The sequence below is a fragment of the Streptomyces coacervatus genome (assembly GCF_029223485.1).
Lineage (GTDB): Bacteria > Actinomycetota > Actinomycetes > Streptomycetales > Streptomycetaceae > Streptomyces > Streptomyces coacervatus.
This window is the reverse complement of record NZ_JARHTP010000011.1, coordinates 92,346-115,070: the sequence shown is the minus strand read 5'-3', so window position 1 is coordinate 115,070 and position 22,725 is coordinate 92,346. Positions and strand designations below refer to the sequence as shown.

18 protein-coding genes are annotated in these 22,725 nt (G+C 70.9%); 9 read left to right on the top strand and 9 right to left on the bottom strand.

Annotated features, from left to right (window positions below):
- Positions 1-19: 19 nt before the first annotated feature.
- The 3 genes from P2Q00_RS26700 to P2Q00_RS26690 all read left to right on the top strand — a co-directional run bounded on the left by P2Q00_RS26700 (position 20) and on the right by P2Q00_RS26690 (position 3,345).
- Entirely contained in the window at positions 20-1,471 is a 1,452-nt protein-coding gene (locus tag P2Q00_RS26700) for a glycine hydroxymethyltransferase (protein ID WP_275775336.1), read from the top strand.
- Positions 1,472-1,615: 144 nt separating this feature from the next.
- Positions 1,616-2,629: a tryptophan--tRNA ligase gene (trpS, locus tag P2Q00_RS26695; protein ID WP_275775334.1), complete on the top strand. Its 1,014-nt coding sequence runs from the start codon at positions 1,616-1,618 to the stop codon at positions 2,627-2,629.
- Positions 2,630-2,766: 137 nt separating this feature from the next.
- Positions 2,767-3,345: a 2'-5' RNA ligase family protein gene (locus P2Q00_RS26690; RefSeq protein ID WP_275775333.1), complete on the top strand. Its 579-nt coding sequence runs from the start codon at positions 2,767-2,769 to the stop codon at positions 3,343-3,345.
- Here P2Q00_RS26690 and dprE2 read toward each other — a convergent pair whose 3' ends face one another.
- A complete protein-coding gene (dprE2, locus tag P2Q00_RS26685) occupies positions 3,346-4,113 on the bottom strand; it encodes a decaprenylphospho-beta-D-erythro-pentofuranosid-2-ulose 2-reductase (RefSeq protein WP_275775331.1) in 768 nt (255 codons plus the stop codon).
- Between the two features lie 119 nt (positions 4,114-4,232).
- Here dprE2 and P2Q00_RS26680 point away from each other — a divergent pair, with 119 nt between their 5' ends.
- Positions 4,233-5,222, top strand: coding sequence for a YihY/virulence factor BrkB family protein (locus P2Q00_RS26680; RefSeq protein WP_275775330.1), 990 nt, complete (start codon positions 4,233-4,235; stop codon positions 5,220-5,222).
- Here the strand turns inward: P2Q00_RS26680 and P2Q00_RS26675 are convergent.
- Positions 5,170-6,450, bottom strand: coding sequence for a D-alanyl-D-alanine carboxypeptidase family protein (locus P2Q00_RS26675; RefSeq protein WP_338059343.1), 1,281 nt, complete (start codon positions 6,448-6,450; stop codon positions 5,170-5,172). The genes P2Q00_RS26680 and P2Q00_RS26675 overlap by 53 nt on opposite strands.
- Positions 6,451-6,541: 91 nt before the next feature.
- On the opposite strand from P2Q00_RS26675, the gene P2Q00_RS26670 reads away from it, so the two are divergent.
- The 4 genes from P2Q00_RS26670 to P2Q00_RS26655 all read left to right on the top strand — a co-directional run bounded on the left by P2Q00_RS26670 (position 6,542) and on the right by P2Q00_RS26655 (position 10,349).
- Positions 6,542-6,781: an SCO4848 family membrane protein gene (locus P2Q00_RS26670; protein WP_275775328.1), complete on the top strand. Its 240-nt coding sequence runs from the start codon at positions 6,542-6,544 to the stop codon at positions 6,779-6,781.
- A 50-nt stretch (positions 6,782-6,831) separates the two neighbouring features.
- Positions 6,832-8,076 carry a metallophosphoesterase gene (locus P2Q00_RS26665; RefSeq protein ID WP_425579598.1) on the top strand — a complete coding sequence of 415 codons (1,245 nt, stop codon included), beginning with the start codon at positions 6,832-6,834 and terminating at the stop codon, positions 8,074-8,076.
- A gap of 218 nt (positions 8,077-8,294) precedes the next feature.
- Positions 8,295-9,851, top strand: a complete 1,557-nt coding sequence (locus P2Q00_RS26660) for an ABC transporter substrate-binding protein (protein WP_275775327.1) — start codon at positions 8,295-8,297, stop codon at positions 9,849-9,851.
- A gap of 96 nt (positions 9,852-9,947) precedes the next feature.
- On the top strand, positions 9,948-10,349 hold the full coding sequence (locus P2Q00_RS26655) for an ATP-binding protein (protein ID WP_275775326.1): 402 nt from the start codon (positions 9,948-9,950) through the stop codon (positions 10,347-10,349).
- A 15-nt stretch (positions 10,350-10,364) separates the two neighbouring features.
- Here P2Q00_RS26655 and P2Q00_RS26650 read toward each other — a convergent pair whose 3' ends face one another.
- Both P2Q00_RS26650 and P2Q00_RS26645 read right to left on the bottom strand, forming a co-directional pair.
- Positions 10,365-11,825 (bottom strand): sensor histidine kinase, encoded by a 1,461-nt coding sequence (locus tag P2Q00_RS26650; RefSeq protein ID WP_275775324.1) that lies wholly within the window; start codon positions 11,823-11,825, stop codon positions 10,365-10,367.
- Positions 11,822-12,511, bottom strand: coding sequence for a response regulator transcription factor (locus tag P2Q00_RS26645; RefSeq protein ID WP_275775322.1), 690 nt, complete (start codon positions 12,509-12,511; stop codon positions 11,822-11,824). The genes P2Q00_RS26650 and P2Q00_RS26645 overlap by 4 nt, the downstream gene beginning before the upstream one ends.
- Positions 12,512-12,685: 174 nt before the next feature.
- Between P2Q00_RS26645 and P2Q00_RS26640 the strand changes: the two genes are divergently transcribed.
- On the top strand, positions 12,686-15,088 hold the full coding sequence (locus tag P2Q00_RS26640; RefSeq protein ID WP_275775685.1) for an MMPL family transporter: 2,403 nt from the start codon (positions 12,686-12,688) through the stop codon (positions 15,086-15,088).
- Between the two features lie 19 nt (positions 15,089-15,107).
- Here the strand turns inward: P2Q00_RS26640 and P2Q00_RS26635 are convergent, their stop codons facing one another.
- The 5 genes from P2Q00_RS26635 to P2Q00_RS26615 form a co-directional block, all read right to left on the bottom strand.
- On the bottom strand, positions 15,108-15,839 hold the full coding sequence (locus P2Q00_RS26635) for a TetR/AcrR family transcriptional regulator (RefSeq protein WP_275775320.1): 732 nt from the start codon (positions 15,837-15,839) through the stop codon (positions 15,108-15,110).
- Between the two features lie 45 nt (positions 15,840-15,884).
- Positions 15,885-16,295, bottom strand: coding sequence for a VOC family protein (locus tag P2Q00_RS26630; protein ID WP_275775319.1), 411 nt, complete (start codon positions 16,293-16,295; stop codon positions 15,885-15,887).
- A gap of 124 nt (positions 16,296-16,419) precedes the next feature.
- A complete protein-coding gene (locus tag P2Q00_RS26625) occupies positions 16,420-19,167 on the bottom strand; it encodes a helix-turn-helix transcriptional regulator (RefSeq protein WP_275775318.1) in 2,748 nt (915 codons plus the stop codon).
- A gap of 119 nt (positions 19,168-19,286) precedes the next feature.
- Positions 19,287-20,765, bottom strand: coding sequence for a penicillin-insensitive murein endopeptidase (locus P2Q00_RS26620; protein ID WP_275775316.1), 1,479 nt, complete (start codon positions 20,763-20,765; stop codon positions 19,287-19,289).
- A gap of 4 nt (positions 20,766-20,769) precedes the next feature.
- Positions 20,770-22,722: a hypothetical protein gene (locus tag P2Q00_RS26615; RefSeq protein ID WP_275775314.1), complete on the bottom strand. Its 1,953-nt coding sequence runs from the start codon at positions 22,720-22,722 to the stop codon at positions 20,770-20,772.
- Positions 22,723-22,725 lie beyond the last annotated feature (3 nt).

The window sequence follows — 22,725 nt, the reverse complement described above, 5'->3', positions numbered from 1 at the left end:
ACGCCGTCCGGAGGCCGACATGTCAGAGCAGCAGCCCCTCTCCACCGAGTCCACCGCCTTCCGTGCCGCCCTCGATGTGATCCGCGCCGTCGAGCCGCGCGTCGCCGACGCCATCGGCCAGGAGATCCACGACCAGCGCGAGATGCTCAAGCTGATCGCCTCCGAGAACTACGCCTCCCCGGCCACCCTCCTCGCGATGGGCAACTGGTTCAGCGACAAGTACGCCGAGGGCACCATCGGCCGCCGCTTCTACGCCGGCTGCCGCAACGTCGACACCGTCGAGTCCCTCGCTGCCGAGCACGCCAAGGAGCTCTTCGGCGCCCGCCACGCCTACGTCCAGCCGCACTCCGGCATCGACGCCAACCTCGTCGCCTTCTGGTCGGTCCTCGCCCAGCGCGTCGAGACCCCCGCCCTGGAGAAGGCCGGCGTGCGCCAGGTCAACGACCTCACCGAGGCGGACTGGGCCGAGCTCCGCCAGGCCTTCGGCAACCAGCGCATGCTCGGCATGTCCCTGGACGCCGGCGGTCACCTCACCCACGGCTTCCGCCCGAACATCTCCGGCAAGATGTTCGACCAGCGCTCCTACGGCACCGACCCCGCCACCGGCCTCATCGACTACGAGGCCCTGCGCGTCTCCGCCCGTGAGTTCAAGCCGCTGATCATCGTCGCCGGCTACTCCGCCTACCCCCGTCTCGTGAACTTCCGCATCATGCGCGAGATCGCCGACGAGGTCGGCGCGACCCTGATGGTGGACATGGCGCACTTCGCCGGCCTGGTCGCGGGCAAGGTGCTGACCGGAGACTTCGACCCGGTCCCGCACGCCCAGATCGTCACCACCACCACCCACAAGTCGCTGCGCGGTCCGCGCGGCGGCTTGGTCCTGTGCGACGACTCCCTCAAGGACCAGGTCGACCGCGGCTGCCCGATGGTCCTCGGCGGCCCGCTCCCGCACGTCATGGCAGCCAAGGCCGTCGCCCTCGCCGAGGCCCGGCAGCCCTCCTTCCAGGACTACGCCCAGCGCATCGTCGACAACTCCCGCGCACTGGCGGAAGGCCTGATGCGCCGGGGCGCCACCCTCGTCACCGGCGGCACCGACAACCACCTCAACCTCATCGACGTCGCCACCTCCTACGGCCTCACCGGCCGCCAGGCCGAGGCCGCCCTGCTCGACTCGGGCATCGTCACCAACCGCAACGCCATCCCCGCCGACCCCAACGGCGCCTGGTACACCTCCGGTATCCGCATCGGCACCCCCGCCCTGACCACGCGTGGCCTGGGCACCGCCGAGATGGACGAGGTCGCGGGCCTCATCGACCGCGTCCTGACCACCACGGAACCGGGCACAACGAAGTCCGGGGCCCCGTCGAAGGCATCCCACGTCCTGGACGAGAAGGTGGCCGAGGAGATCGCCCAGCGGGCGACGGACCTGGTGGCGGGCTTCCCGCTGTACCCGGAAATCGACCTCGGCTGATCGGCGCCGGTCAGGGGCAGCGCCCTTGAAAGGGGCGCGGGGCCGCATTCATTTGCGGCTCCGCCGCGGGGCGCGAACGGCCCCCACCGGCCCGCAGTCCCCCGCGCTCCGAAACCACTCCCCACCTCTGAGAGAATGGTGAGCATGGCTTCTGACCGACCCCGCGTGCTCTCCGGAATCCAGCCCACCGCAGGCTCGTTCCACCTCGGCAACTACCTCGGCGCCGTCCGCCAGTGGGTGGCCCTGCAGGAGACCCACGACGCGTTCTACATGGTCGTCGACCTGCACGCCATCACGGTTCCCCAGGACCCGGCGGAGCTGCGCGCGAACACCCGGCTCGCCGCCGCCCAGCTGCTCGCGGCCGGTCTCGACCCCGAGCGCTGCACACTCTTCGTCCAGAGCCATGTCCCCGAGCACGCCCAGCTGGCCTGGGTCATGAACTGCCTCACCGGGTTCGGCGAGGCGTCCCGCATGACCCAGTTCAAGGACAAGGCCGCCAGGCAGGGCGCCGACCGCGCCTCCGTCGGCCTGTTCACCTACCCGGTCCTCCAGGTCGCCGACATCCTGCTGTACCAGGCCAACGAGGTCCCGGTCGGCGAGGACCAGCGCCAGCACGTCGAGCTCACCCGCGACCTCGCCGAGCGCTTCAACGGCCGCTTCGGCCAGACCTTCATCATCCCGAAGCCGTACATCCTCAAGGAGACGGCCAAGATCTACGACCTGCAGGACCCGTCGATCAAGATGAGCAAGTCGGCGTCCACGCCGAAGGGCCTCATCAACCTCCTCGACGACCCCAAGGTCACCGCGAAGAAGGTCAAGAGCGCGGTCACCGACACCGACACCGTCATCCGCTACGACGCCGAGAACAAGCCGGGCGTCAGCAACCTGCTCACCATCTACTCGACCCTCACCGGCAAGTCGGTCGCCGAGCTGGAGCAGGAGTACGAGGGCAAGATGTACGGCGCGCTCAAGACGGACCTCGCCGAGGTCATGGTCGAGTTCGTGACGCCCTTCCGGGAGCGCACCCAGCAGTACCTGGACGACTCGGAGACGCTCGACTCGATCCTGGCCAAGGGCGCGGAGAAGGCCCGTGCCGTCGCCGCCGAGACCCTCTCCCAGGCATACGACAAGGTCGGCTTCCTGCCCGCCAAGCACTGACGTACATCACCGAACACACGTACCACCGGCAGAGCGCTGCACATCACTATGGTTGCGCCTGCCCGCAGCACAGCCGTGGCCGTACAGTCGATAGCCGACGGCTGACAGACCGACCCGTCACGACGACAGGAGACGACGTGGGGACCGTAACGATCGGCGTGTCGATCGCGGTCCCGGAGCCTTACGGCAGCCTGCTCCAACAGCTGCGCGCGGGCTTCGGCGACGCCGCTGCTCACGGCATCCCCACGCATGTCACCCTGCTGCCGCCGACGGAGGTCGACGGCGGCGACCTGGCGGCCGTCGAGGCGCATCTGACCGAGGTCGCCGCGACCGGCCGGCCGTTCCCGATGCGGCTGTCCGGCACCGGCACCTTCCGGCCCCTGTCACCCGTCGTCTACGTACGGGTCGCCGAGGGCGCCGAGGACTGCACCTGGCTGCAGAAGCAGCTCCGCGACCCCGCCGGCCCGGTCCCGCGCGAACTGCAGTTCCCGTACCACCCGCATGTCACCGTGGCGCACGGCATCGACGACGAGGCGATGGACCGCGCCTTCGAGGAACTCGCCGGCTACGAGGCCGGCTGGCCCTGCAACGGCTTCGCCCTCTACGAGCAGGGCGCGGACGGCGTCTGGCGCAAGCTGCGGGAGTACACCTTCGGGGGCTCGGTGGTGCCGCCGCAGGCGGGGCATGTGGAGCACGGCTCCCTGCCCACCCGGTAGCTACAGGGGCAGCCGCCGGTACACCCCGCGCGGAAGGTGCCGCAGCGCCGACATCACCACGCGCAGCGTGCCGGGCACCCACACGGTCTCCGAGCGCCGCCGCAGCCCCAGTTCGACGGCCGTGGCGACCGCCTCCGGAGTCGTCGTGAACGGCGCCTCCTCAAGGGCGGCGGTCATCTTCGACCGTACGAATCCGGGGCGTACGACCATGACGTGCACGCCCGTGCCGTGCAGCGCGTCGCCCAGGCCCTGCGCGAAGGCGTCCAGGCCGGCCTTGCTGGAGCCGTAGATGAAGTCGCTGCGGCGGGCGCGCTCGCCGGCCACGGAGGAGAGCACCACCAGCGAGCCGTGGCCCTGCGCCTGCAGCGCGGTTGCGCTCACCAGGGCCGCCGACACCGCGCCCGTGTAGTTGGTCTGCGCGACGCGCACCGCCGAGGCCGGTTCGCGCTCGTCGATCGCCTGGTCGCCGAGGATGCCGAAGGCGAGCAGCACCATGTCGACGTCGCTCTCCGCGAAGACCTTGCCGAGGCCCGTCTCGTGGGAGTCGGGATCGAGCGCGTCGAAGGCGACGGTGTGCACGTCGGCGCCATGGCCGCGCAGCTGCTCCGCGGCCTGTTCCAGGGCGGGCGAGGGGCGTCCCGCGAGCCACACCGTGCGCGTGCGGCGGGCGATGAGACGGCGTGCGGTGGCGAGCGCGATCTCGGACGTACCGCCGAGGACGAGCAGGGACTGGGGGAGGGACAGGACCGGAGCGGTGTCGGCAGCCATGAAACTGACCGTATCGCCCCTTTATGACCGACTCGCGGAACCGCTACCGTGGCCCCCACTGTCCTGCACTTTCGGGGTACTCGCACATTGGTCTTCCCTACCTGGGGCAGGGTCTGATCATGGACTGGCTGAAGAAGCTCCCCGTCGTCGGGCCGCTGGTGGCGCGCCTGATGCTCACGCACGCGTGGCGGTCGTACGAACGTCTGGACCGGGTGAAGTGGACCAGGCTGGCCGCCGCGATGACCTTCACCAGCTTCGTCGCGCTGTTTCCGCTGCTCACCGTGGCCGCCGCGATCGCCGCCGCCACGCTCAGCAAGCAACAGCAGAACGACCTGCAGAACAAGATCGCCGAGCAGGTGCCCGGCATCTCCGACCGGCTCGACGTCCAGAGCCTGGTCCAGAACGCCGGCACCATCGGGCTGATTGCGGGCGCCTTGCTGCTGGTCACCGGCATCGGCTGGGCCGGTTCGATGCGCGAGTGCCTGCGTGCGGTGTGGGAGCTGCCCGATCAGGCGGAGAACCCCGTCCTGCGCAAGGTCAAGGACCTGGGCATCCTCGTCGGTCTCGGCGGCGCCGTGCTCGTCACGCTCGCCATCTCCACCATCGCCTCCGCGATGGTCGGCTGGATCACCAGGCAGCTGGGCATCGAGAACGGCGGCTGGGGCGGCATCCTGCTGCACATCGCCGCGTTCGCCGTCGCCGTGCTCGCCGACTTCCTGCTGCTTCTGTACGTCCTCACGCTGCTGCCCGGCGTCGAACCGCCGCGCCGCCGTCTGACGGTCGCCGCGCTGATCGGCGCGGTCGGCTTCGAGCTGCTGAAGACGCTGCTGAGCGGCTATATGCAGGGCGTGGCGGGGAAGAGCATGTACGGCGCGTTCGGCGTGCCCGTGGCCCTGCTGCTGTGGATCAACTTCACGGCGAAGCTGGTCCTGTTCTGCGCCGCGTGGACGGCGACGCAGAGCGAGCAGAGCGAGGGCGGTGAGCAGGATGAGCAGGCTCAGGCGGACGAGGGGGCCGAGGCGGACGAGGGGGCCGAGCGCGGCCCCGCGGAAGAGCTCACGGACGGGACCGGCGACGTACCAGATCCGGCAGCGGCCAGCGGCGGTTGACCAGGAACGCGGCCGCCGCGAGCAGCACCAGCACCCCACCGCTTATGGCGACGGCGACCCCCATGCCGCCGGAGCGGCCCGCGGCCGAGGCGCTCGCCACGGGTGAGCCGGACGCCTTGCCGGTCCCGCCCGCCGAGGCCTTCCCGCCGGGCTGGGCGCTCGACTGCGCGGCGCTCCTCGGCGGCACCAGCTCACCCACCGGCCGCGCCTTCCCGGAGGCCTTGAAGCCCCAGTCGAAGAGCTTGGCGGTCTCCTTGTAGACCTCGTTGTGCTCGTTCTTCTCCGGGTGCATGACGGTGACGAGCAGCACCCTGCCGTTGCGCTCGGCGACGCCGGTGAAGGTCGCGCCCGCGTTCGTCGTGTTGCCGTTCTTGACGCCCGCGATGCCCTGGTAGACGGAGACGTCGGAGTCGCCGGCCAGCAGCCGGTTGGTGTTCTGGATCTCGAAGGACTCGCGGACCGACTTGCCTTTCTTGTCCTTCTTCGTCTCGCCGGGGAACTCGGTCCGCACCGTCGAGCAGTACTCGCGGAAGTCCTTCTTCTGCAGCCCGGAGCGGGCGAACAGCGTCAGGTCGTAGGCGGACGAGACCTGCTCCGGGGCGTCGTAGCCGTCGGGCGTGACCACGTGTGTGTCGAGGGCCTGGAGCTCCTCGGCGTGTTCGTTCATCTCCTTGACGGTGTTGTCGACGCCGTCGTTCATCGCCGACAGCACATGCACGGCGTCGTTGCCCGAGCGCAGGAAGACGCCGAGCCACAGGTCGCGGACCGTGTACGTCTCGCCGTCCTTTATCCCCACCATGCTGGATCCGGCGCCCATGCCCGCCAGGTCGGAGGGCGCGACCTTGTGCTTCTCGGTCCTCGGGAACTTCGGCAGCACGGTGTCCGCGAACAGCATCTTCATCGTGCTCGCCGGAGGCAGCCGCCAGTGCGCGTTGTGCGCGGCGAGCACCTCGCCCGACTCGGCGTCGGCGACGATCCAGGAGCGCGCGGTGATGTCCTTGGGGAGCACGGGGGCGCCGCTGCCCAGATCGGCCTGTGTGCCCGACTGCCCGAGACGGGCGCCGCCCACGGACGACATGTCCGCGGGGGGAGTGACCGACGGACTCGGCGAGGGATTCGTGGACGGGCCCGGGGCTGCGAAGGAGACGGGCGCGGTCAGTGCGACCGAGGACAGGACGGCGGAGGTGACCAGCAGGGATCGCCTGACGGTCTTCTTGGGAGCGGACACGGACGAGAACGTACATGCCACCGGGCGTGAAGTCCCGCCTCCCACCCCACCCCGGGCACGGAGCCGGATGCGCGGCGGCGATACTGAAGGCATGAAGCTCAGCCGCCCGGTCTCCTGGTTCCTGCTCGCCTTCGGAGTGTGGAGTTGGGTCATCTGGGTCACTTTCGTTAAAAATCTCATCAAGGACGGCAGCGGGCTCGCGTTCGACAACGGTCACCCGACGGCGTACTTCTGGGTGCATCTGACGCTCGCCGTCGTCTCCTTCGTATTGGGGACGGTCATCGGGGGCATCGGGTTGCGCGGACTGCGTGCTTTGCGCCAGACCTCATAGCCCGGCAAATACACACAAACGGCAGATCCGGCAACGGGGGTCTCGGCACGGTGCGCATCGTCGTCTTCGGGGTATTCGCGCTCCTCGCGCTCGGTGTTCTCGTCGCGGGCAACTGGTACCTGTGGCGCCGTCTGTTCCGTGACACGACACGGGGCCCGGGCCCCGCGCGCCGCGCAGGCGCGGTGGTGATCGCGGGCGGCTGGGTGCTGGCGGTCGGGGCCGTCGCAGGCGAGCGCGCGGGCGCGCCCTTCTGGCTGCAGCAGGTCATGGCCTGGCCCGGCTTCCTGTGGCTCGCCCTGTCGATCTATCTGCTGCTGGCCGTGGTGGCGGGCGAGGTCGTACGACCCCTGCTGCGCCGCCTGCTGGAACGGCGGGCGCGCGCCTCGGCGGCCGTACCGCAGACACAGCCGGTACCGGCGGGATCCGTCCCGCCACAGCCGCCGGAGCCCGAATCCGCACCGACCCCGGAGCCCGAGCCCTCGCGCCGCCTCTTCGTCTCCCGCGTCGTCGCAGGTGCCGCCGCCGCTGCCGCCGTGGGGACGGTGGGGTACGGCACGTACGGCGTGCTGCGCGGCCCGAGCGTGAAGCGCGTCACCGTGCCGCTGGCCAAGCTCCCGCGCGCGGCGCACGGCTACCGCATCGCTGTGGTCAGCGACATCCACCTGGGCCCGACCCTCGGCCGGGGCTTCGCGCAGAAGGTCGTCGACACGATCAACTCCACCCGGCCGGACATCGTGGCGGTCGTCGGCGACCTGGTGGACGGCAGCGTGAAGAACCTGGGCCCGGCGGCGGCACCGCTGTCGCAGCTCAAGGCGCCCTCGTACTTCGTCACCGGCAACCACGAGTACTTCTCCGGCGCGAAGCAGTGGGTGGAGGAGGTACGGCGGCTCGGGCTGCATCCGCTGGAGAACGCCCGGACGGAGCTGCCGTGGTTCGACCTCGCCGGGGTCAACGACATCGCGGGCGAGAGCGAGGGCCAGGGCCCCGACTTCACCAAGGCGCTCGGTGACCGGGACACGGCACGCGCGTGTGTGCTCCTCGCCCACCAGCCGGTCCAGATCCACGACGCCGTCAGACACGGCGTCGACCTCCAGCTCTCCGGCCACACCCACGGCGGCCAGCTCTGGCCCGGCAACTTCATCGCGGCCGCCGCCAACCCGACCGTCGCGGGCCTGGAACGCTACGGCGACACGCAGCTCTATGTCAGCCGGGGCGCGGGCGCCTGGGGGCCGCCGACGCGCGTGGGCGCACCGTCGGACATCACGGTGATCGAACTGGCGTCGACGCAGGCCTGAGCCCGGCCCCGTGGGCTCCGTAGAAACCGCTGGCCGAAACCATCCCCCGCAGACCCTGTGCGAGCCCTGTGAAACCTGGCGGAAACCCCTTGCGGTAACTTCTTTCTCAATTCAACAAACCCCTCTTCCGTCAGGTGAAACTCCTGTGATTAGGTGAGCCGCGCCACTAGGGGAGTGGCCTGTGGGGCGGGGCCCGCCGGGCCCGGGGAGGGCAACCGATGCGCTCGGTTCGCATGCGGATTCTTGCGACGCTGCTGGTGCTGGCGGGTGTGGGAGTCGGCGGCTGGCAGCTGCTGCCGTCGCAGGAGAACACCGACAAGACCATCGAGGTCGGCACGACGGACGAGATCACCTCGCTCGATCCGGCCGGTGCCTACGACGCGGGCTCCTGGGCCTTGTTCAGCAACGTTTTCCAGTCACTGCTGACCTTCGAGCCGGGTGGCGCCTCGCCGGTGCCCGACGCGGCCCGGAGCTGTGACTTCGTGGACAGCCAACTGACCACCTACCGCTGCAAGTTGCGGGCGGGTCTCACCTTCCCCAGTGGCCGCACGATGACCGCCGAGGACGTCAAGTACTCCTTCGACCGGGTCAAGGCGATCAAGTCCGACGTCGGCCCGTCCTCCCTGCTGAGCACGCTCCGCTCGGTCGACGCGGACGGCCTGACCGTCACCTTCCATCTGTCCTCGCCCGACGCGACCTTCCCGTTCAAGGTGGCCACCGGGGCGGGCTCGATCGTCGACAGCCACAAGTACCCGAAGCGCAGCCTGCGCACCGACCCCGGCGCCGACGGCACCGGCCCGTACGAGCTGGACACGTATACGAAGGGCAAGAAGGCGGCTCTCACGCCGAACACCGAGTACAAGGGCGCCGTCCAGAAGACGGGCCGGCCCGTCGACCTGCTCTACTACGCCGACTCGGAAGCCCTCGACAAGGCCTGGAACGCAAAGCAGATCGACGTCGCCTCCCGCCAGCTGCCGCCCAAGGTCCTGTCCGGGCTCTCCGCGAGCGACCCGAACCAGCGCCTCAACGAGTCCGACAGCGCCGAGACCCGCAACCTCTACCTCAACACCCGCGCGAGCGCGCCCCTGCACGACGTCAGGGTCCGCCAGGCCATGGCCTGGCTGATCAACCGGGAGCAGCTGGCCGCCACGGTGTACCAGGGGACCGTCGACCCGCTGTACTCGCTGATCCCGACGGGCATCACCGGTCACACCACGTCGTTCTTCGACGCCTATCCGAAGCAGGACACGAAGAAGGCGCAGGCCCTGCTCACCGAGGCCGGTGTGACGCTGCCGGTCCGCTTCACCTACGGCTACGGCAAGGGCCGCTCCTCCGCCGAGCAGGAGGCCGGGACCATCAAGAAGCAGCTGGAGTCGAGCGGCCTGTTCAAGGTGACCGTCAAGGGCTACGAGTGGTCCGACTTCCAGAAGCGCTGGGCGACCGGGAAGCTGGACGCGTACGCCGTCGGCTGGGTCGCCGACTACCCGGACCCCGACACCTTCGGCGCCCCGCTCGTCGGCACCGGCTCCACCATGAACACCGGCTACAGCAACAAGGCCGTCGACCAGCTGATTCGGGGCAGCCAGCAGTACGCCGACCGCGCCGACGCCGCCTCCGACTTCAGCACGCTCCAGCAGGACGTCGCCCACGACGTGCCGGTCATCCCGCTGTGGCAGGGCAAGGAGTACGTCCTGAGCAGCGAGGACGTCGGCGGCGGCCAGTATCTGGACGACGGCACCGGAGTGTTCCGGCTGTGGAGCCTCAACTGGATCTGACGTGAAGTTGCGGCATTGACATTCGCCCCCGTGACGACGGACGCTCACCCGACGCAGGAACATGTGACGGAGGTGTGCGGGGGGTGAGGAGCAAACGTGTTGAGACGCAACTCCTTCAGACTGCCCCGGCATCCGGCTTCCGTCGGTCTGGCCCGGCGCCGGGTCCGGGATCATCTGGCCGCCTGGGGGCACACGCCGGACGATCCGGCGCTGGCGGACGCGGTGCTGCTGGTCTCCGAGCTGGCGACCAACGTCGTACGCCACGGGCCGCTCCTGGAGCGGGAGTTCGAGGTGGCGGTGACCGCGCTCGCCGACGGATCCTGTCTCATAGAGGTGTCGGACGAGGGCCAGGTGGAGCCCCGATTACGGGTGGTCGGCGAGTGGGAGGAAGCCGGCCGCGGTCTGCATCTGGTGGAGAACATCGCGGCGGCCTGGGGAGTGTGGAGCAGAGGGCGCCACGGCAAGACGGTGTGGGCGCTCGTCATGGCCAACGTCTGAGGAACAGAAGGCGAGTTACGACCGTACGGCCGTCCGCGCGGGCAGCGTGACCGTCACCGCCAGACCCTCGCCCGGCGCCGTGCACACCGCCACCTCCCCGCCGTGCGCCTGCACCACCCCCTGCACGATCGCCAGGCCCAGCCCGCTGCCCGCGCCCCCGCCGGCCCGGAAGAAGCGGTCGAAGACCCGCGCCGCGTCCTGTTCGCCGAGCCCCGGACCCTCGTCCGCGACACACAGCCGTACGACGCCGTCCTCCCGCTCCACACCCAGCCGCACCGCCACGTCCGCGGGCGTGTGGGTGCGTACGTTGCCCACCAGGTTGCCGAGGACCTGTCTGAGCCCCGACTCGTCGGCGTGCACCAGCACCGCACCGTCGGCCGCGACCTTGATGGGCCGTTCCGGCTGCTGCACCTTCAGGTCCTCGGCCGCGTCCCGCACCAGACGGCTCACGTCGACGTTGCGGAAGCGCAGCTCGGGCTGCTGGTCGAGACGGGCCAGGGTGAGCAGCTCGTCCACCAGCCGCCCCATGCGGTCGGTCTCCGCGAGCACCCGCTCCCAGGACCTTCTGCGCTCCTCCGGGTCGGTGAGCATGCCCTTGTCGTACAGCTGCAGATAGCCGCGTATCGCGGACAGCGGGGTGCGCAGCTCGTGCGAGGCGTCGGCGACGAAGCGGCGCAGCTGGGCCGCGCTGTGCTCGCGCGTGCGGTACGCCGATTCGACCTGGTGGAGCATGGAGTTGAGGGCGAGCCGCAGCTGCTCGACCTCCTGCGTCGGATGGTGGCTGGAGGGCACCCGCCGGGTCAGGTCGCCCTCGGCTATCGCCGTCGACGTCTCCACCATGTCCTCCAGCGGCAGCATCCGGCGCCGCACGCTGAACAGGGTCAGACAGGCCAGCAGCGCGAGCAGCAGGCCGCCGACGGCGAAGTCGAGTCTGAGGGCCTTGGCCATGCCGCGGTGCAGGGCCTCGGTCGACGCGGCCATGAGGACGTATGTGCCGTCGGACAGCCGGACGGCGGTGACCCGGTAGGTGTCGCCGTGCACCTTCACCTCGTGCGGATCGGCGTCCCGGGTGAGCGCCCGGGCGTCGTCGACCGCGCGGGCCAGGCCGGTCTGTGCCTCGGTTGGCTTGACGCCGAGGATGCCGACGGCCGCACCCCTGCCGTCGACGGCCGTGTAGATCGAGTCCGGTGTCGAGCGCTCCCTGTCCGTGGAGTCCGGGACCAGGCGGTCGTGGACGAACGTCAGCGCGCCCAGGGAGTCGATCTGCCGGATCGTGAGCTGCGAACCGGCCAGCGAGTCGCGCATCTTGGTCAGCCCGCCGTCGATCTGGCCGATCAGGTAGTACCGCATGCCCATCAGGCTGACGGCGGTGGTCGCCACGATGCCGAGGGCGAGCAGGGCCACGTTCGCCAGGGTCAGCTTGGCGCGCAGGGAGTGGATGCCCCGCCTGTTGCACAGCACGCGCGGGAGCCTCATGCCAGCCCATATCCCACACCACGCCGCGTGGTGATCATCGGTGGTCCCAGGGCCTCCAGTTTGCGCCGCAGATAGCTGATGTACGTCTCCACGACGGTCGACTCGGGCGGTGTGTGCTCGTACTGCCAGACATGGCGCAGGAGTTGCTCCTTCGGCACGATCCGGCCGCCGTTGCGCACCAGGAAGCGCAGCAGGGCGTACTCGGTGGGGGTGAGTTCGACGGTGCGGCCCGCGCGGTGGGCGCTGTATGTCGTCTCGTCCAGCTCCAGGTCGCCGTAGCGCAGCGGCGGCCGCTGCGGCAGGACGTCGGCCGTGCGCGTCCGCCGCAGCACCGCGGTGATGCGGGCGACGACCTCGTCGATGTTGAACGGCTTGGTGATGTAGTCGTCGCCGAAGCCGAGGGCGCCGACGATCTCGGCGGGGGAGTCCCGTGCGGTGAGAAAGACCAGCGCCAGGTCGGGCCGCCTGGCGCGCAGTTCGCGCCCCAGCGCCCGCCCGTCCCCGTCCGGGAGCATCACGTCGAGCAGTGCCGCGTCGGGCCGGGTGCGCTCGGCGAGCGCGAGAGCCTCGCGGACGGTGCCCGCGATCATCACCTCGAACCGGTGGTAGCGCAGGGCGATGGCGAGGACGTCCGCGATGCTCGGCTCGTCCTCCACCACCAGCACGGTGCCTGGAGCCGTCGTCATGCCCCCCAGTATCGGCCGGGCCACTGACAACGGGTCCGGAACGGTCTTTGGAGTTCCTTGAGAGTCATTGCCGGTTCGCTCCACGCGCGCGTGCCTGCGCCAATCCTGTTGCCCAGGACCTGGGGGACCGACCGACGACCGATTACCGACGAAGGAGCTTTGATCGTGGCGGCATTGGCACGGTGGTGCTATCGGCACCGGCTGGTGGTCCTGTTGCTGTGGGTGGGGGCACTGTTCGGCCTGGGCTTCTCGGCCTCGACGGCGGGTACGAACTACGCGAACGTCTTCTCCCTCCCGGACACGGACTCCAAGAGCGCGTTCGACCTGATGGAGAAGGCCTTCCCGAACACGTCCGGCGACACGGACACGGTGGTGTGGAAGGTCGACCAGGGCTCGGTGAGGGACCAGGCGGTCCAGGACCGGATCCGGCCCGCCCTCGACAAGATCGCGAAGATGAAGGGCGTGGGCGCGGTCGCCGGCCCCTACGCCGGCGCCCGGGGTGCGGCGCAGATCAGCAGTGACGGAAAGATCGCATACGCCCAGCTGACCTTCGCCAAGCGCGCGAACGAGGTGCCCAAGGACCTCGTCCAGAACGTCATGGACACCGCGCAGGGCGCCAGGAAGAGCGGCCTGCACGTGGAGTTGGGCGGCCAGGCCATCCAGCGCGTCCAGCAGCCGCCTCAAGGCCTGTCCGAGATGGTCGGCATCATCGCCGCGGCCGTCGTGCTGTTCCTGGCCTTCGGCTCGCTCTTCGCGATGCTGCTGCCGATAGCCATCGCGATCTTCGGCGTCGGCATGGGCCTGTTCTCCACCCAGCTGCTCAGCCACACCACCGACATCCCCGACATCGCCCCGCTGCTCGCCTCCCTCATCGGCCTCGGTGTCGGCATCGACTACGCCCTGTTCATCGTCACCCGGCACCGGCGCGGCATCCTGCGCGGCCTGGATCCCGAGGAGTCGGCGGTCACGGCCCTGAACACCTCCGGACGGGCGGTGCTGTTCGCGGGCGGCACGGTCTGCATCGCACTCGCCGGCATGCTGGTGACGCAACTGCGCTTCCTGGACGGCGTGGTCATCGGCACCTCGCTGACCGTGGTGCTGAGCGTCATGGCCGCCACGACCCTCCTCCCGGCCCTGCTCGGCTTCCTGGGCCCGCGCGTCCTCAGCCGCCGCCAGCGCCGCAGGCTCGCCGCCGACGGCCCCGAGCCGGAGAAGGCGAGCGGCCTCGCCGCCCGCTGGTCGACGAACGTCCAGAAGCGCCCCCGCCGGATCGCCGCGCTCGCCCTGGTGGTCATGGCCGTACTCGCCGTCCCGGTGCTCTCGCTCCGCCTCGGCGCCACCGACCAGGGCAACGACAACGCCTCGTCGACCACAAGGAAGGCGTACGACCTGCTGGCCGATGGCTTCGGCCCCGGCTTCAACGGCCCGCTCCAGGTGGTCAGCCAGAGCGGTGACACGGTCACGCTGGTCAAGGGCATCGAGGCGACCCCCGGGGTGGCCCGGGTGGCCGCCCTGCCGCCCGCGCAGGGCGTGACGGTGATCCAGGTCGTGCCGAAGACGTCACCGCAGTCCAAGGAGACGGACGACCTGATCGACACGCTGCGGGACAAGGTGATCCCGCAGGCCGGGGCGCAGGCCCATGTCGGCGGCGTGACGGCGGTCTCCAAGGACTTCGCATCCGTCACCGGCGACCGGCTGCCGCTGTTCATCGCGACGATCATCGGCCTCGGTTTCCTGCTTCTGCTGATCGCCTTCCGCTCCCTGGTGGTGCCGCTGACGGCCGCCCTGATGAACCTCATCGCGGCCGCGGCCTCCTTCGGTGTGCTCGTCGCGGTCTTCCAGTGGGGCTGGGGCCTGGACCTGCTGGGCCTCGGCAAGGAGGGCCCGATCAACGCCTTCCTGCCGGTCATCATGCTGTCCCTGCTCTTCGGCCTCTCGATGGACTACCAGGTGTTCCTGGTGAGCCGGATGCACGAGGAGTGGGTGCACACGCGGGACAACGCGCGCGCGGTGCGCGTCGGCCTGGCGGAGACCAGCCGCGTCATCAACTCCGCGGCCCTGATCATGGTCTGTGTGTTCCTGGCATTCGTCCTGAGCGGCGACTCGGGGGCGGCCATGGCGGGCGTCGGCCTCGCTGCCGCGGTGGCGCTGGACGCGTTCATTCTCCGTACGGCACTGGTGCCGGCCGCGATGCATCTGCTGGGGAACTCCAACTGGTGGCTGCCGGGCTGGCTGGAGAAGCGGCTCCCGCACCTCGCGGTCGAGCCGAAGGAAGGGGCCGAGCCCGAGCCCGGGCACGGTCCCGCCTCCGCGGTCCACGGCTTCATACGCACCGCGGACGGCGAGCCGGTGGACGGCGCCTCGGTGACGCTGCTGTCGAAGGGCGGACGGCAGCTGGACCGGGTGACCTCGCTGGCGGACGGCTCGTACATCGTGTCCGTACCGGCACCGGGAACGTATCTCCTGGCGACGAGCGCGACGTCGTACGGCTCACGTGCGGCACAGGTCGTGGTGGCGGACGGGCCGCTGGTGTACGACGTGGAGCTGGCGGAGGGGGAGGTGGACGCGGTGAACTGACCGCGGCCCGTACGGACCTTCAGGACTTGCCGGGGTTCGGCAGCACCTTCGTCATCCCCGGCAAGAAGTCCGTGAACAGCTCGTGCACCTCCAGCACCAGCGGCCGCAGCACCCGGAACCGCGCCAGCGACACACCACGGGCCGTCAGCCGCGCCCCCCGCTCGGCCAGCCGGTAGCTCCGCTCCCGCCCCTCGGTCCGGTCGAAGATCCAGTACAGGACCAGGCCCATCTGGGAGAGCCACATCAACTCGGGCAGGACGTCCCGCAGTTCCTCCGGGACCTTGGTCTTCGTCGCACCCGCCAGGACTTCCCGGTGGACGGAAATGGCCTCCACGCGCGCGTGCTCGGACTCGGGGGAGAACGGACTGAGCGGGCTGTCCGGGTCGGCGGCGTTCTTGAAGAACTGGACCGCGAACTCGTGGTACGGCGTCGCGATGTCCAGCCACACCTTCAGTACGCCCGCCAGCCGCGCCTCCAGGTCGGTCTCCCGGTCCAGGACCTCCCGGATCGCCACCCGGTGCTCGGCGGCGAGACGGTCGTAGAAGCCCTGGATCAAGTGTTCCTTGCCGGCGAAGTAGTAGTACGCGTTGCCGACGGAGACCCCGGCCTCCTGGGCGATGGCCCGCATCGTCGTCTTGTCGTAGCCGCGCTCCTGGAACAGCCGCATGGCGGTCTCCAGGATCAGCGCACGGGTGTGCTCGGACTTGCTGGGATTGCCGCCCTCGTCGGGGCCGTCGTTCTTCGCGCGCACGGAACGAGAGCCTACGGGGTGACACAGGAGCCGCCCGGCGCGGCCTCAGGGGCGGCGGCCGAGCTCCGGGCGCTTGCTGTAGTCCGTGAACCCGATGACGTTCCCCCATGGATCGGCGATCTCGGCGGTCCAGCCGGTGGCCACGGAGAAGGGCTCGTCGAGGAGCGTGATGCCTGCCGCGACGAGGGAGCGGGCCGCCGTCTGTGCGTCGGCCACCTCGATCCATACGCGCGCAGAGGGCCACGGCGGCGAGCGATGCCCCAGCTCCTCCTCCTGCCGCAGCAGGATCCCCGGTGTCTCGCCCCCGACCTTCAGCAGCGCGATCCCGCCCTCGTCGAACCGGAAACCCACCTGGAAGCCGGCGCGCTCGTAGAAGTCGAGCGCCGTGCCTAGGTCTCCGACGGGGAGCAGGATGTTGTCGAAGCCGAGCAGTTCGTACGACTGGTCATCTGACATACCGTCAGAATAAGAGGGAGGGTGCGAGTACCGTGGGATGCGCGACCGTCTTTTGTCTGCGGCGCCATCGTGGCTGGTCGCGCCCACGCGGCGGAGCCGCATATCGAAACAGCCCCGCGCCCCTTTAGGGCGCTGGAGTGGTCGGCAGCTTGTCCAGTAGGCCCATGCGGGACGTGATGCCCAGCTTGGTGTAGGCGTGGCTGAGGTGGAACTCGACCGTCTTGACGCTGAGGACCAGGTGGCGGGCGATCTGGCGGTTGGTCAGGCCGGATGTGGCCAGGCGGGCGATCGCCAGTTCCTGCGGGGTGAGGGGGGAGTCGGGCACGATCGCCCCGCCGATGGCGGCCAGTTCGCGTTCGCAGTGGGCCGCACTGGGTGCCGCGCCCAGCTCGGTGAAGGTGCGCAGGGCCCGGCGCAGCTGCCCCGCGGCGTCGGTCCGCTTGCCCGCGCGGCGCAGGAACACGCCGTAGGCGAGGTGGACGCGGGCCCGGTTGAAGGGGTCCGGCACCTGTTCCGCGTGGCCGATCGCCTTGCGGAACGACCACTCCGCCGCGGCCGGTGACCGGCGCGCCGCCAGCAGGGTGCCCCGTGCCCGGGCCGCCGCCGCCAGCTGGGAGTGCCGGCCCCGGTGGGCGGTGGGCGCGTCCAGGCCGTCCAGGATCCGCTCGGCCTGCCGGTGTTCCCCGAGCGCGGTCAGCGCATCCACCAGCAGATCGCGCCAGGGCGCCACGACCGTCTCCGCCGCCGACTCCCGCTCCAGCAGGGGCAGCAGCGCACTCGCCACCTCGTCCGGCGCCCCCCGGGCCGCGGCCAGCTGGGCCTGTGCCCTGGCCACATGGGCGAAGCCCGAGGCGCCATGGCCGTATCCGCTGCTCGCGCGGGCCCTCGCGAGGTACTCCGCGGCGCGCTCGGTCAGCCCCCTCAGGGCGAGCGCTCCCGCGAGGTCTGCGTGGGCGACCGGCTCCAGCCAGGCGAGGCCGCGGGCGGCGGTGGTCTGTGCCGCCGATTCGAGTTCGCGCAGGGCCACGTCCCAGTTCCCGAGGCGGAGTTCGGTCTCGCCCAGCAGGAGCTGGGCCATCGCGCGCTGGGGCGCGGGACCGCTGCGGCACAGCGGCGCCGCCGAGCGCAGGTCCGCACGGCTGCCCTCCAGGTCGTCGGAGCCGAGCCGCAGCGCACTCCGGCCGAGCAGCAGGTCGACGTCGCCGGACTGGACGAGTACGGACTCCGGCAGCCCGGCCGCCCGTGCGATGCCCTCCTCGGCGGCACCCGTCAGGCCCAGCGCGGCCAGTTGGGCGTAGCGCAGCATTCCGCAGGTGAACGGCACCGGCGGCAGACCCCCGGCCCGCTGCGCCCACCGTACGGCGGCCGCCGCCTCGCCCTGGATGAGACAGACGTAGGCGAGGCGTTCCGCGATGCGCCGGGCCAGCGCCGGGTCCAGGGCCGGGTCGCAGTGCCGCCATGCGTCGTCGAGGAGCAGCCGGGCGCTGGGCGTCTCGCCCCGGACGAACGCCAGATGGCCGTGCGCGTAGCGATGGGCCGCCCGCGCTGCGTCGCCCGGCAGGGAACGCACCAGGTCGGCGGCCTCCTCCACCCGTCCGTCGCAGAGCAGCGCGTCCGCCGCCTCCACGGTCAGCCGCTCCCGCTCCGGCCGTGTCGTCGCCAGCCGGGAGGCGTGCGCGGCCATCGACGCGGCCCTGGACCAGTGACCGGCGGCGGCCTGCCGGCGGGCCCCCGTGGCGAGGTCGGCGACCAGCGCCGGATCCGGGCTGCGGCCCGCGAGCAGCTGGTGCCAGGTACGGCTGGCGGTGTCCTTGCTGGCCTGCACCGCCCGGGTGTGCAGCGCGGCCCGCCGGGCCGGCCCCAGCAGGTGGTAGACGGCGGCCTGGATCAGCGGCTGCGGGAAGGCAAGCTCGGGCGGGCCGCCTGCCGTGTACTCGTCCAACAGCCCCTGTCCTACGGCCTGTTCGACAGCGGGCAGCGGGTTCTCCAGACCGGCGAGCTGCGCCACCCGGTGCAGCGTCGCGCGCAGCCCGAGCACACTGGCCGCCGCGACGAGGTCCCGGGCCGGCGGGTCGCAGTGCGCGAGGCGGTCCCGGACCAGCGACTGGTACGAACGGGGCGCGGGCAGCGGCGAGTCGGAGGAGGCCAGGACCTCCGGCTCCACCTCGCGCAGCAGGGCGCGCAGGTGCAGTGGATTGCCCCGGGTGTGGGCGTGCAGTCTGCCGACCGCGTGCGGCGGCAGGCGCGTGGGCAGCAGCCGGGCGCAGAGCGCGCCGGTCTGCTCGGCGGTCAGACCGTCGAGGGTGAGGCGGAGGGTCTCGTCGTCCGCCAGTAACTTCCCCATTCCCTTGGGGAGTTGGGCTTCCTCCGGTCCGTGAACGGCCAGCAGGGTGAGGACCGGCTCGCACTGCAGTCGGCGCAGGACGAAGGTGAGGGCGTCCAGCGACGGGGCGTCCGCCCAGTGGGCGTCGTCGATGACGACCACGATGACGGTGTCCGCGGGGATTTGGTCGGCGAGGGCCAGCAGTCGCGCGCCGGCCACACCGGGCTCGTCCTGCGGCCTCGGTGCGTACTCGCCCACCGCGGTCTGTCTCAGGAGCTGGGTGAGTACGCCGTAGGCAAGTGCCGTCTCGTTCTCGGCGCCGCTGGCCTCCAAAACGCGTACCCGGTCCGCCGTCCGCAGGAAGCGGCGGACCAGGGCGGTCTTCCCGATGCCGGGCGGACCCTCGACGACCACCAGACGCGAGGCGCCGCCGCGGGACTCGCGCAGCCGGTTCTCCATCGCTTTGAGCTGCGGCCCTCGGCCGTAGAACGACAGTTCCCCGGCGCCGGCCGACTGGTGCGCTTGGTACGGCAATGCGTTCACCGGCATGTCGACGTCTACCCCCGTGAGTCGTCGGTGTTCCCAGGGCACATGGTGGTCGCCCTGTCATGCCGGTTCAATGCGTGTGCCGTTGAGCGGTTCGTCCGGCCGCCGGGGCGGGCGGGGTCTCACCCCGCGAGGACGCGCACCGCGGGGACGGGCAGGGAGGCGAGCCTGCGCTGGACGAAGAACGTGTTCTTGTTCTGGTCGAGGCCCGGTACCGGGCCGATCCACTGCCATCCCATCCTGGCGGCGTACTGCTCGGTGAAGCGCCGCCATTCGTCGGGGTTCGGATACCTGCGGTTCGCGTCGTGGAAATAGACGTAAGTGGAGCCGAACTCCGTGGCGTTGCCGATCGGGTTCGGGATCATCCCGCCGAGCGCCCGCACCGCCACCGACCGTGCCGCGGCGGGCAGCTGGGCCCACGGCCGTTGCTGGAGATCCAGATAGGCGCGGCGCTGGCCGCGCGGGATGCCGGGCGGGGCGGGCGGTCCGAAGGTGCCGCCCGTGCGGACGAAGTCGGCGCGGTTCATGTTCCGCCTGCTCGCACCCCAGCTCTTGAGGACCGGTTGCAGCGGGGTCGAGTAGGCCCGCAGAAAGGCGTTGAACGTGCGGTAGTAGGGGCGGGTGAGCAGCGCGTACCGGTTGAACATCGCCCAGATCACCGCATGGCTGTCCGCGTCGTCCCGGCCGCCCGACTCCCCGATGATGAATCGCGCGGTCCACTCGGCATCGTCCTCGGTGAACCGGTAGGGCGCCTTGCCCTGGGCGCTGAGCACGCCCAGCCGCGGGGTCGCCGTGACCTCCAGGACCGGGCCGGAGCTCCGGCGGGCGGCGGACGCCGGTGCCGGTGGCGGCGAAGGGGGTGCCGACGGCGGCGCGAAGCGCACATGCAGATGGTTGTCGTGGTTCTTCAGGGGGCGTACGCCGCGGATCTCCGGGTCGTTGAAGAAGATCACGTGGACCGGCAGCACGCCGTTGCTCCGCAGCAGGTCGACGAGCTCCTGCGTGAGCGCCCGGGAGTAGGCGGGGTGACGCCAGTTCGTCGGGCCCTGGCGGCGGCCCGCCTTCACCGGGCGGATGTCCACGTCGAGGCCGAGCCGGTGCGAGGCATGACCGGGCAGCGGGCCGCCGCCGCTGCGGGACAGATCCCGGAAGTCGAGCACGGGCCCCTGGGGATGCGCCCGGCGCCAGGCGGCGGCGACGGCCAGCAGGGCACGGGCGGTCTCCGGCCGCCCGAACCGGTGCGCGGGCCGGCCCGTCGTACGGAAACCGAGTCCGTACTCGGGGAGCTGATAGGCGATCGCGGGGTCCCTGGCCACTCCCGCGGCGGTGCGCAGCAGCGCCCAGGTGGCGGGCCCGATGACGCCGTCCGCGGGTGAAATGCCCAGCGCCTGCTGCCACTTCAGCGTCTCGGCGCCGAGAGTGGTCCAGTCCCAGTCCTTGCGGTGCCGGTTCAGGGCCCGCCGGACGGCCGGGAGGTGGGCCTCCCAGCCGAGCGAACGGGCGTAGGCGCGATTGCGGGCGGTGGTGCCGGGAGCGTGCCCGGCCCGGGCGGCGGGCGGCTGCTCGGTCCCGTTCCGCGGGACGGTCGTGGTCGTCGGCATGACCTCACTCCCCTTCCGGGCGGCCGCGCCGGGCTGAGCCGGTGCGGCCCGGCGGGAGCCCGGCGGGACGCCGCTCGGGCTGCTTGCCGCGGGGCAGTTCGCGAGGTGCGCGGGCGGCGGCGCGGGGCAGCTGCGCCCGGGACTCGGCCCGGCCCAGCTGACGCGCCCCGCGCTGGTCGGAGCCCGCGCCGACGGTGTGCCGGCCCTGCTGCTCCAGCAGCCTGCGCCGCAGATGCACGGCCGGCATGGTGGCGTCGATACGCGTGTCGACACGCTCCAGGCCGAGGTCGACTCCGGTCACCGAGCGGTACGAGTGCAGATATCCCTGGATCTCCGAGCGCCAGTAGCGGGCCCAGTTCGCCGCCTGCGTACGGTCGTTGACCGCGTTCCAGTTGCCGTAGCGGATCGAAAGGAGCAGCTGCTCGCCGAACCGGCCGAGGTCGCGGAAGTGGATGACGGTGTCCGGGGTCCAGCCCTGGAGCCGCTTCATGGTGTCGACGCGGTCCATCCACTGCTCGGGGTAGGCGACCATCGTGCGGCCGGGCAGGAACTCGCGCATCTCCGGGCGGGCCAGCAGCCACTCCTCCATCAGCATCTCCTGGCGGGCCGTCCAGGGCAGGTCGCCGTACTGGTTGTGCTGCCCCTCGGTCAGCAGCAGATGGACGTCCTTGAGCGCGTTGAGCACCGGGAAGCCGTCCGCGATGATCGTGGTGTCGTCGTCCTCGCGGAAGAAGACGGAGGTCAGACTCAGCAGGGTGTGGAAGGCCTCCAGGAAACGGGGACGGCTGTCCACCGGTCGCAACGGCGGTCCGCCGGGCGCGAGTTGGGTGATTCCGTACTGGTGGTCGTACTCGTAGGCCCGGCGCAGCGGCGATAGCCGGTTCTGCTCGTCCTGCACATACCCCCACATCAGCTGGTTGAGGGCGCGCAGCGGATCGATGTCGACATGGGCCAGCGGGTCGTAGTCGCCGGGGCCGTGCAGGTTCTGGAAGCGCGAGGCGATCGCCTCGGTCGACTGGACCAGCATGCCCTCCTCGTGCCAGTACGACCAGATCAGTTCGAGGAAGCAGGGAAAGGTCAGCTTGTCGCGCAGGATGCCGAAGCACTCCACGCCGAACTTGTCCGCGTCCGTGATCGCCAGCTCGCCCAGCTTCAGCCGGATCACCCCGAGGTAGGGCAGCAGCGCCAAGTCCTGTTCGTCCGGGCGGCGTTCACCCGGGGAGTGCGCGGAGATGTAGCGCAGCCAGCGCTGCTGGATGGCCCGCCCGAAGGCGTCGCCGTCCACGTCGCCCGACTCGCCGTACCGGCGCCGCTCCTCCTCCAGGTCGACGCCCTCGAACGGGGATGTCAGGTCGTTGCTGTCTACGAGGACCCCGCACCGCACGATAAGGAACACCTCGGTGGCGACCTTCAGCAGCCGGTACGCGTCCACGCCCGGGAACGGCAGGGCGCGCGGCCCGATCGACTTGCGCGGCTCGCGGGCGCCCGGCAGCGGTGCGACGTTGCACATGATCGGGTCGATGAACGCGCTGTACTCGTTGAACGAGATCCGGTCGGTGGAGCGGCGGATCGCCGTCCACAGGGCCTGGTCGTCCGTCGGGTCCGAACCCGCCCTGCGCAGCTGGACGTTGATGCTGTCGCCTGCCGCGAACGGCCGGACCTGCACGGTGATGTCGGCGGTGCCGACGTCGTCCGCGACGCCGGGGCTGCGGAACGTCACGCGGGCGGTGTAGGCGCCGGGCTGCTGGTCGTCCGGGACGTCCCAGAGGGCCCGGACGGGATCGGTCGGGTCGCTTGGCAGCGGGCCGAAGCCGATGACCTCCCAGGTGACGGTGGTTGCCGCCTCCGCGGCGGTGGGTTCGGTGGTCCCGCCGGCGGTTTGGCGGCTGGGAGTGGCGAACAGTGAGACCCGTCCGCCCTGTTGGATCTGCTGGGGCCGTACTTCGATCGTGGCCATGGA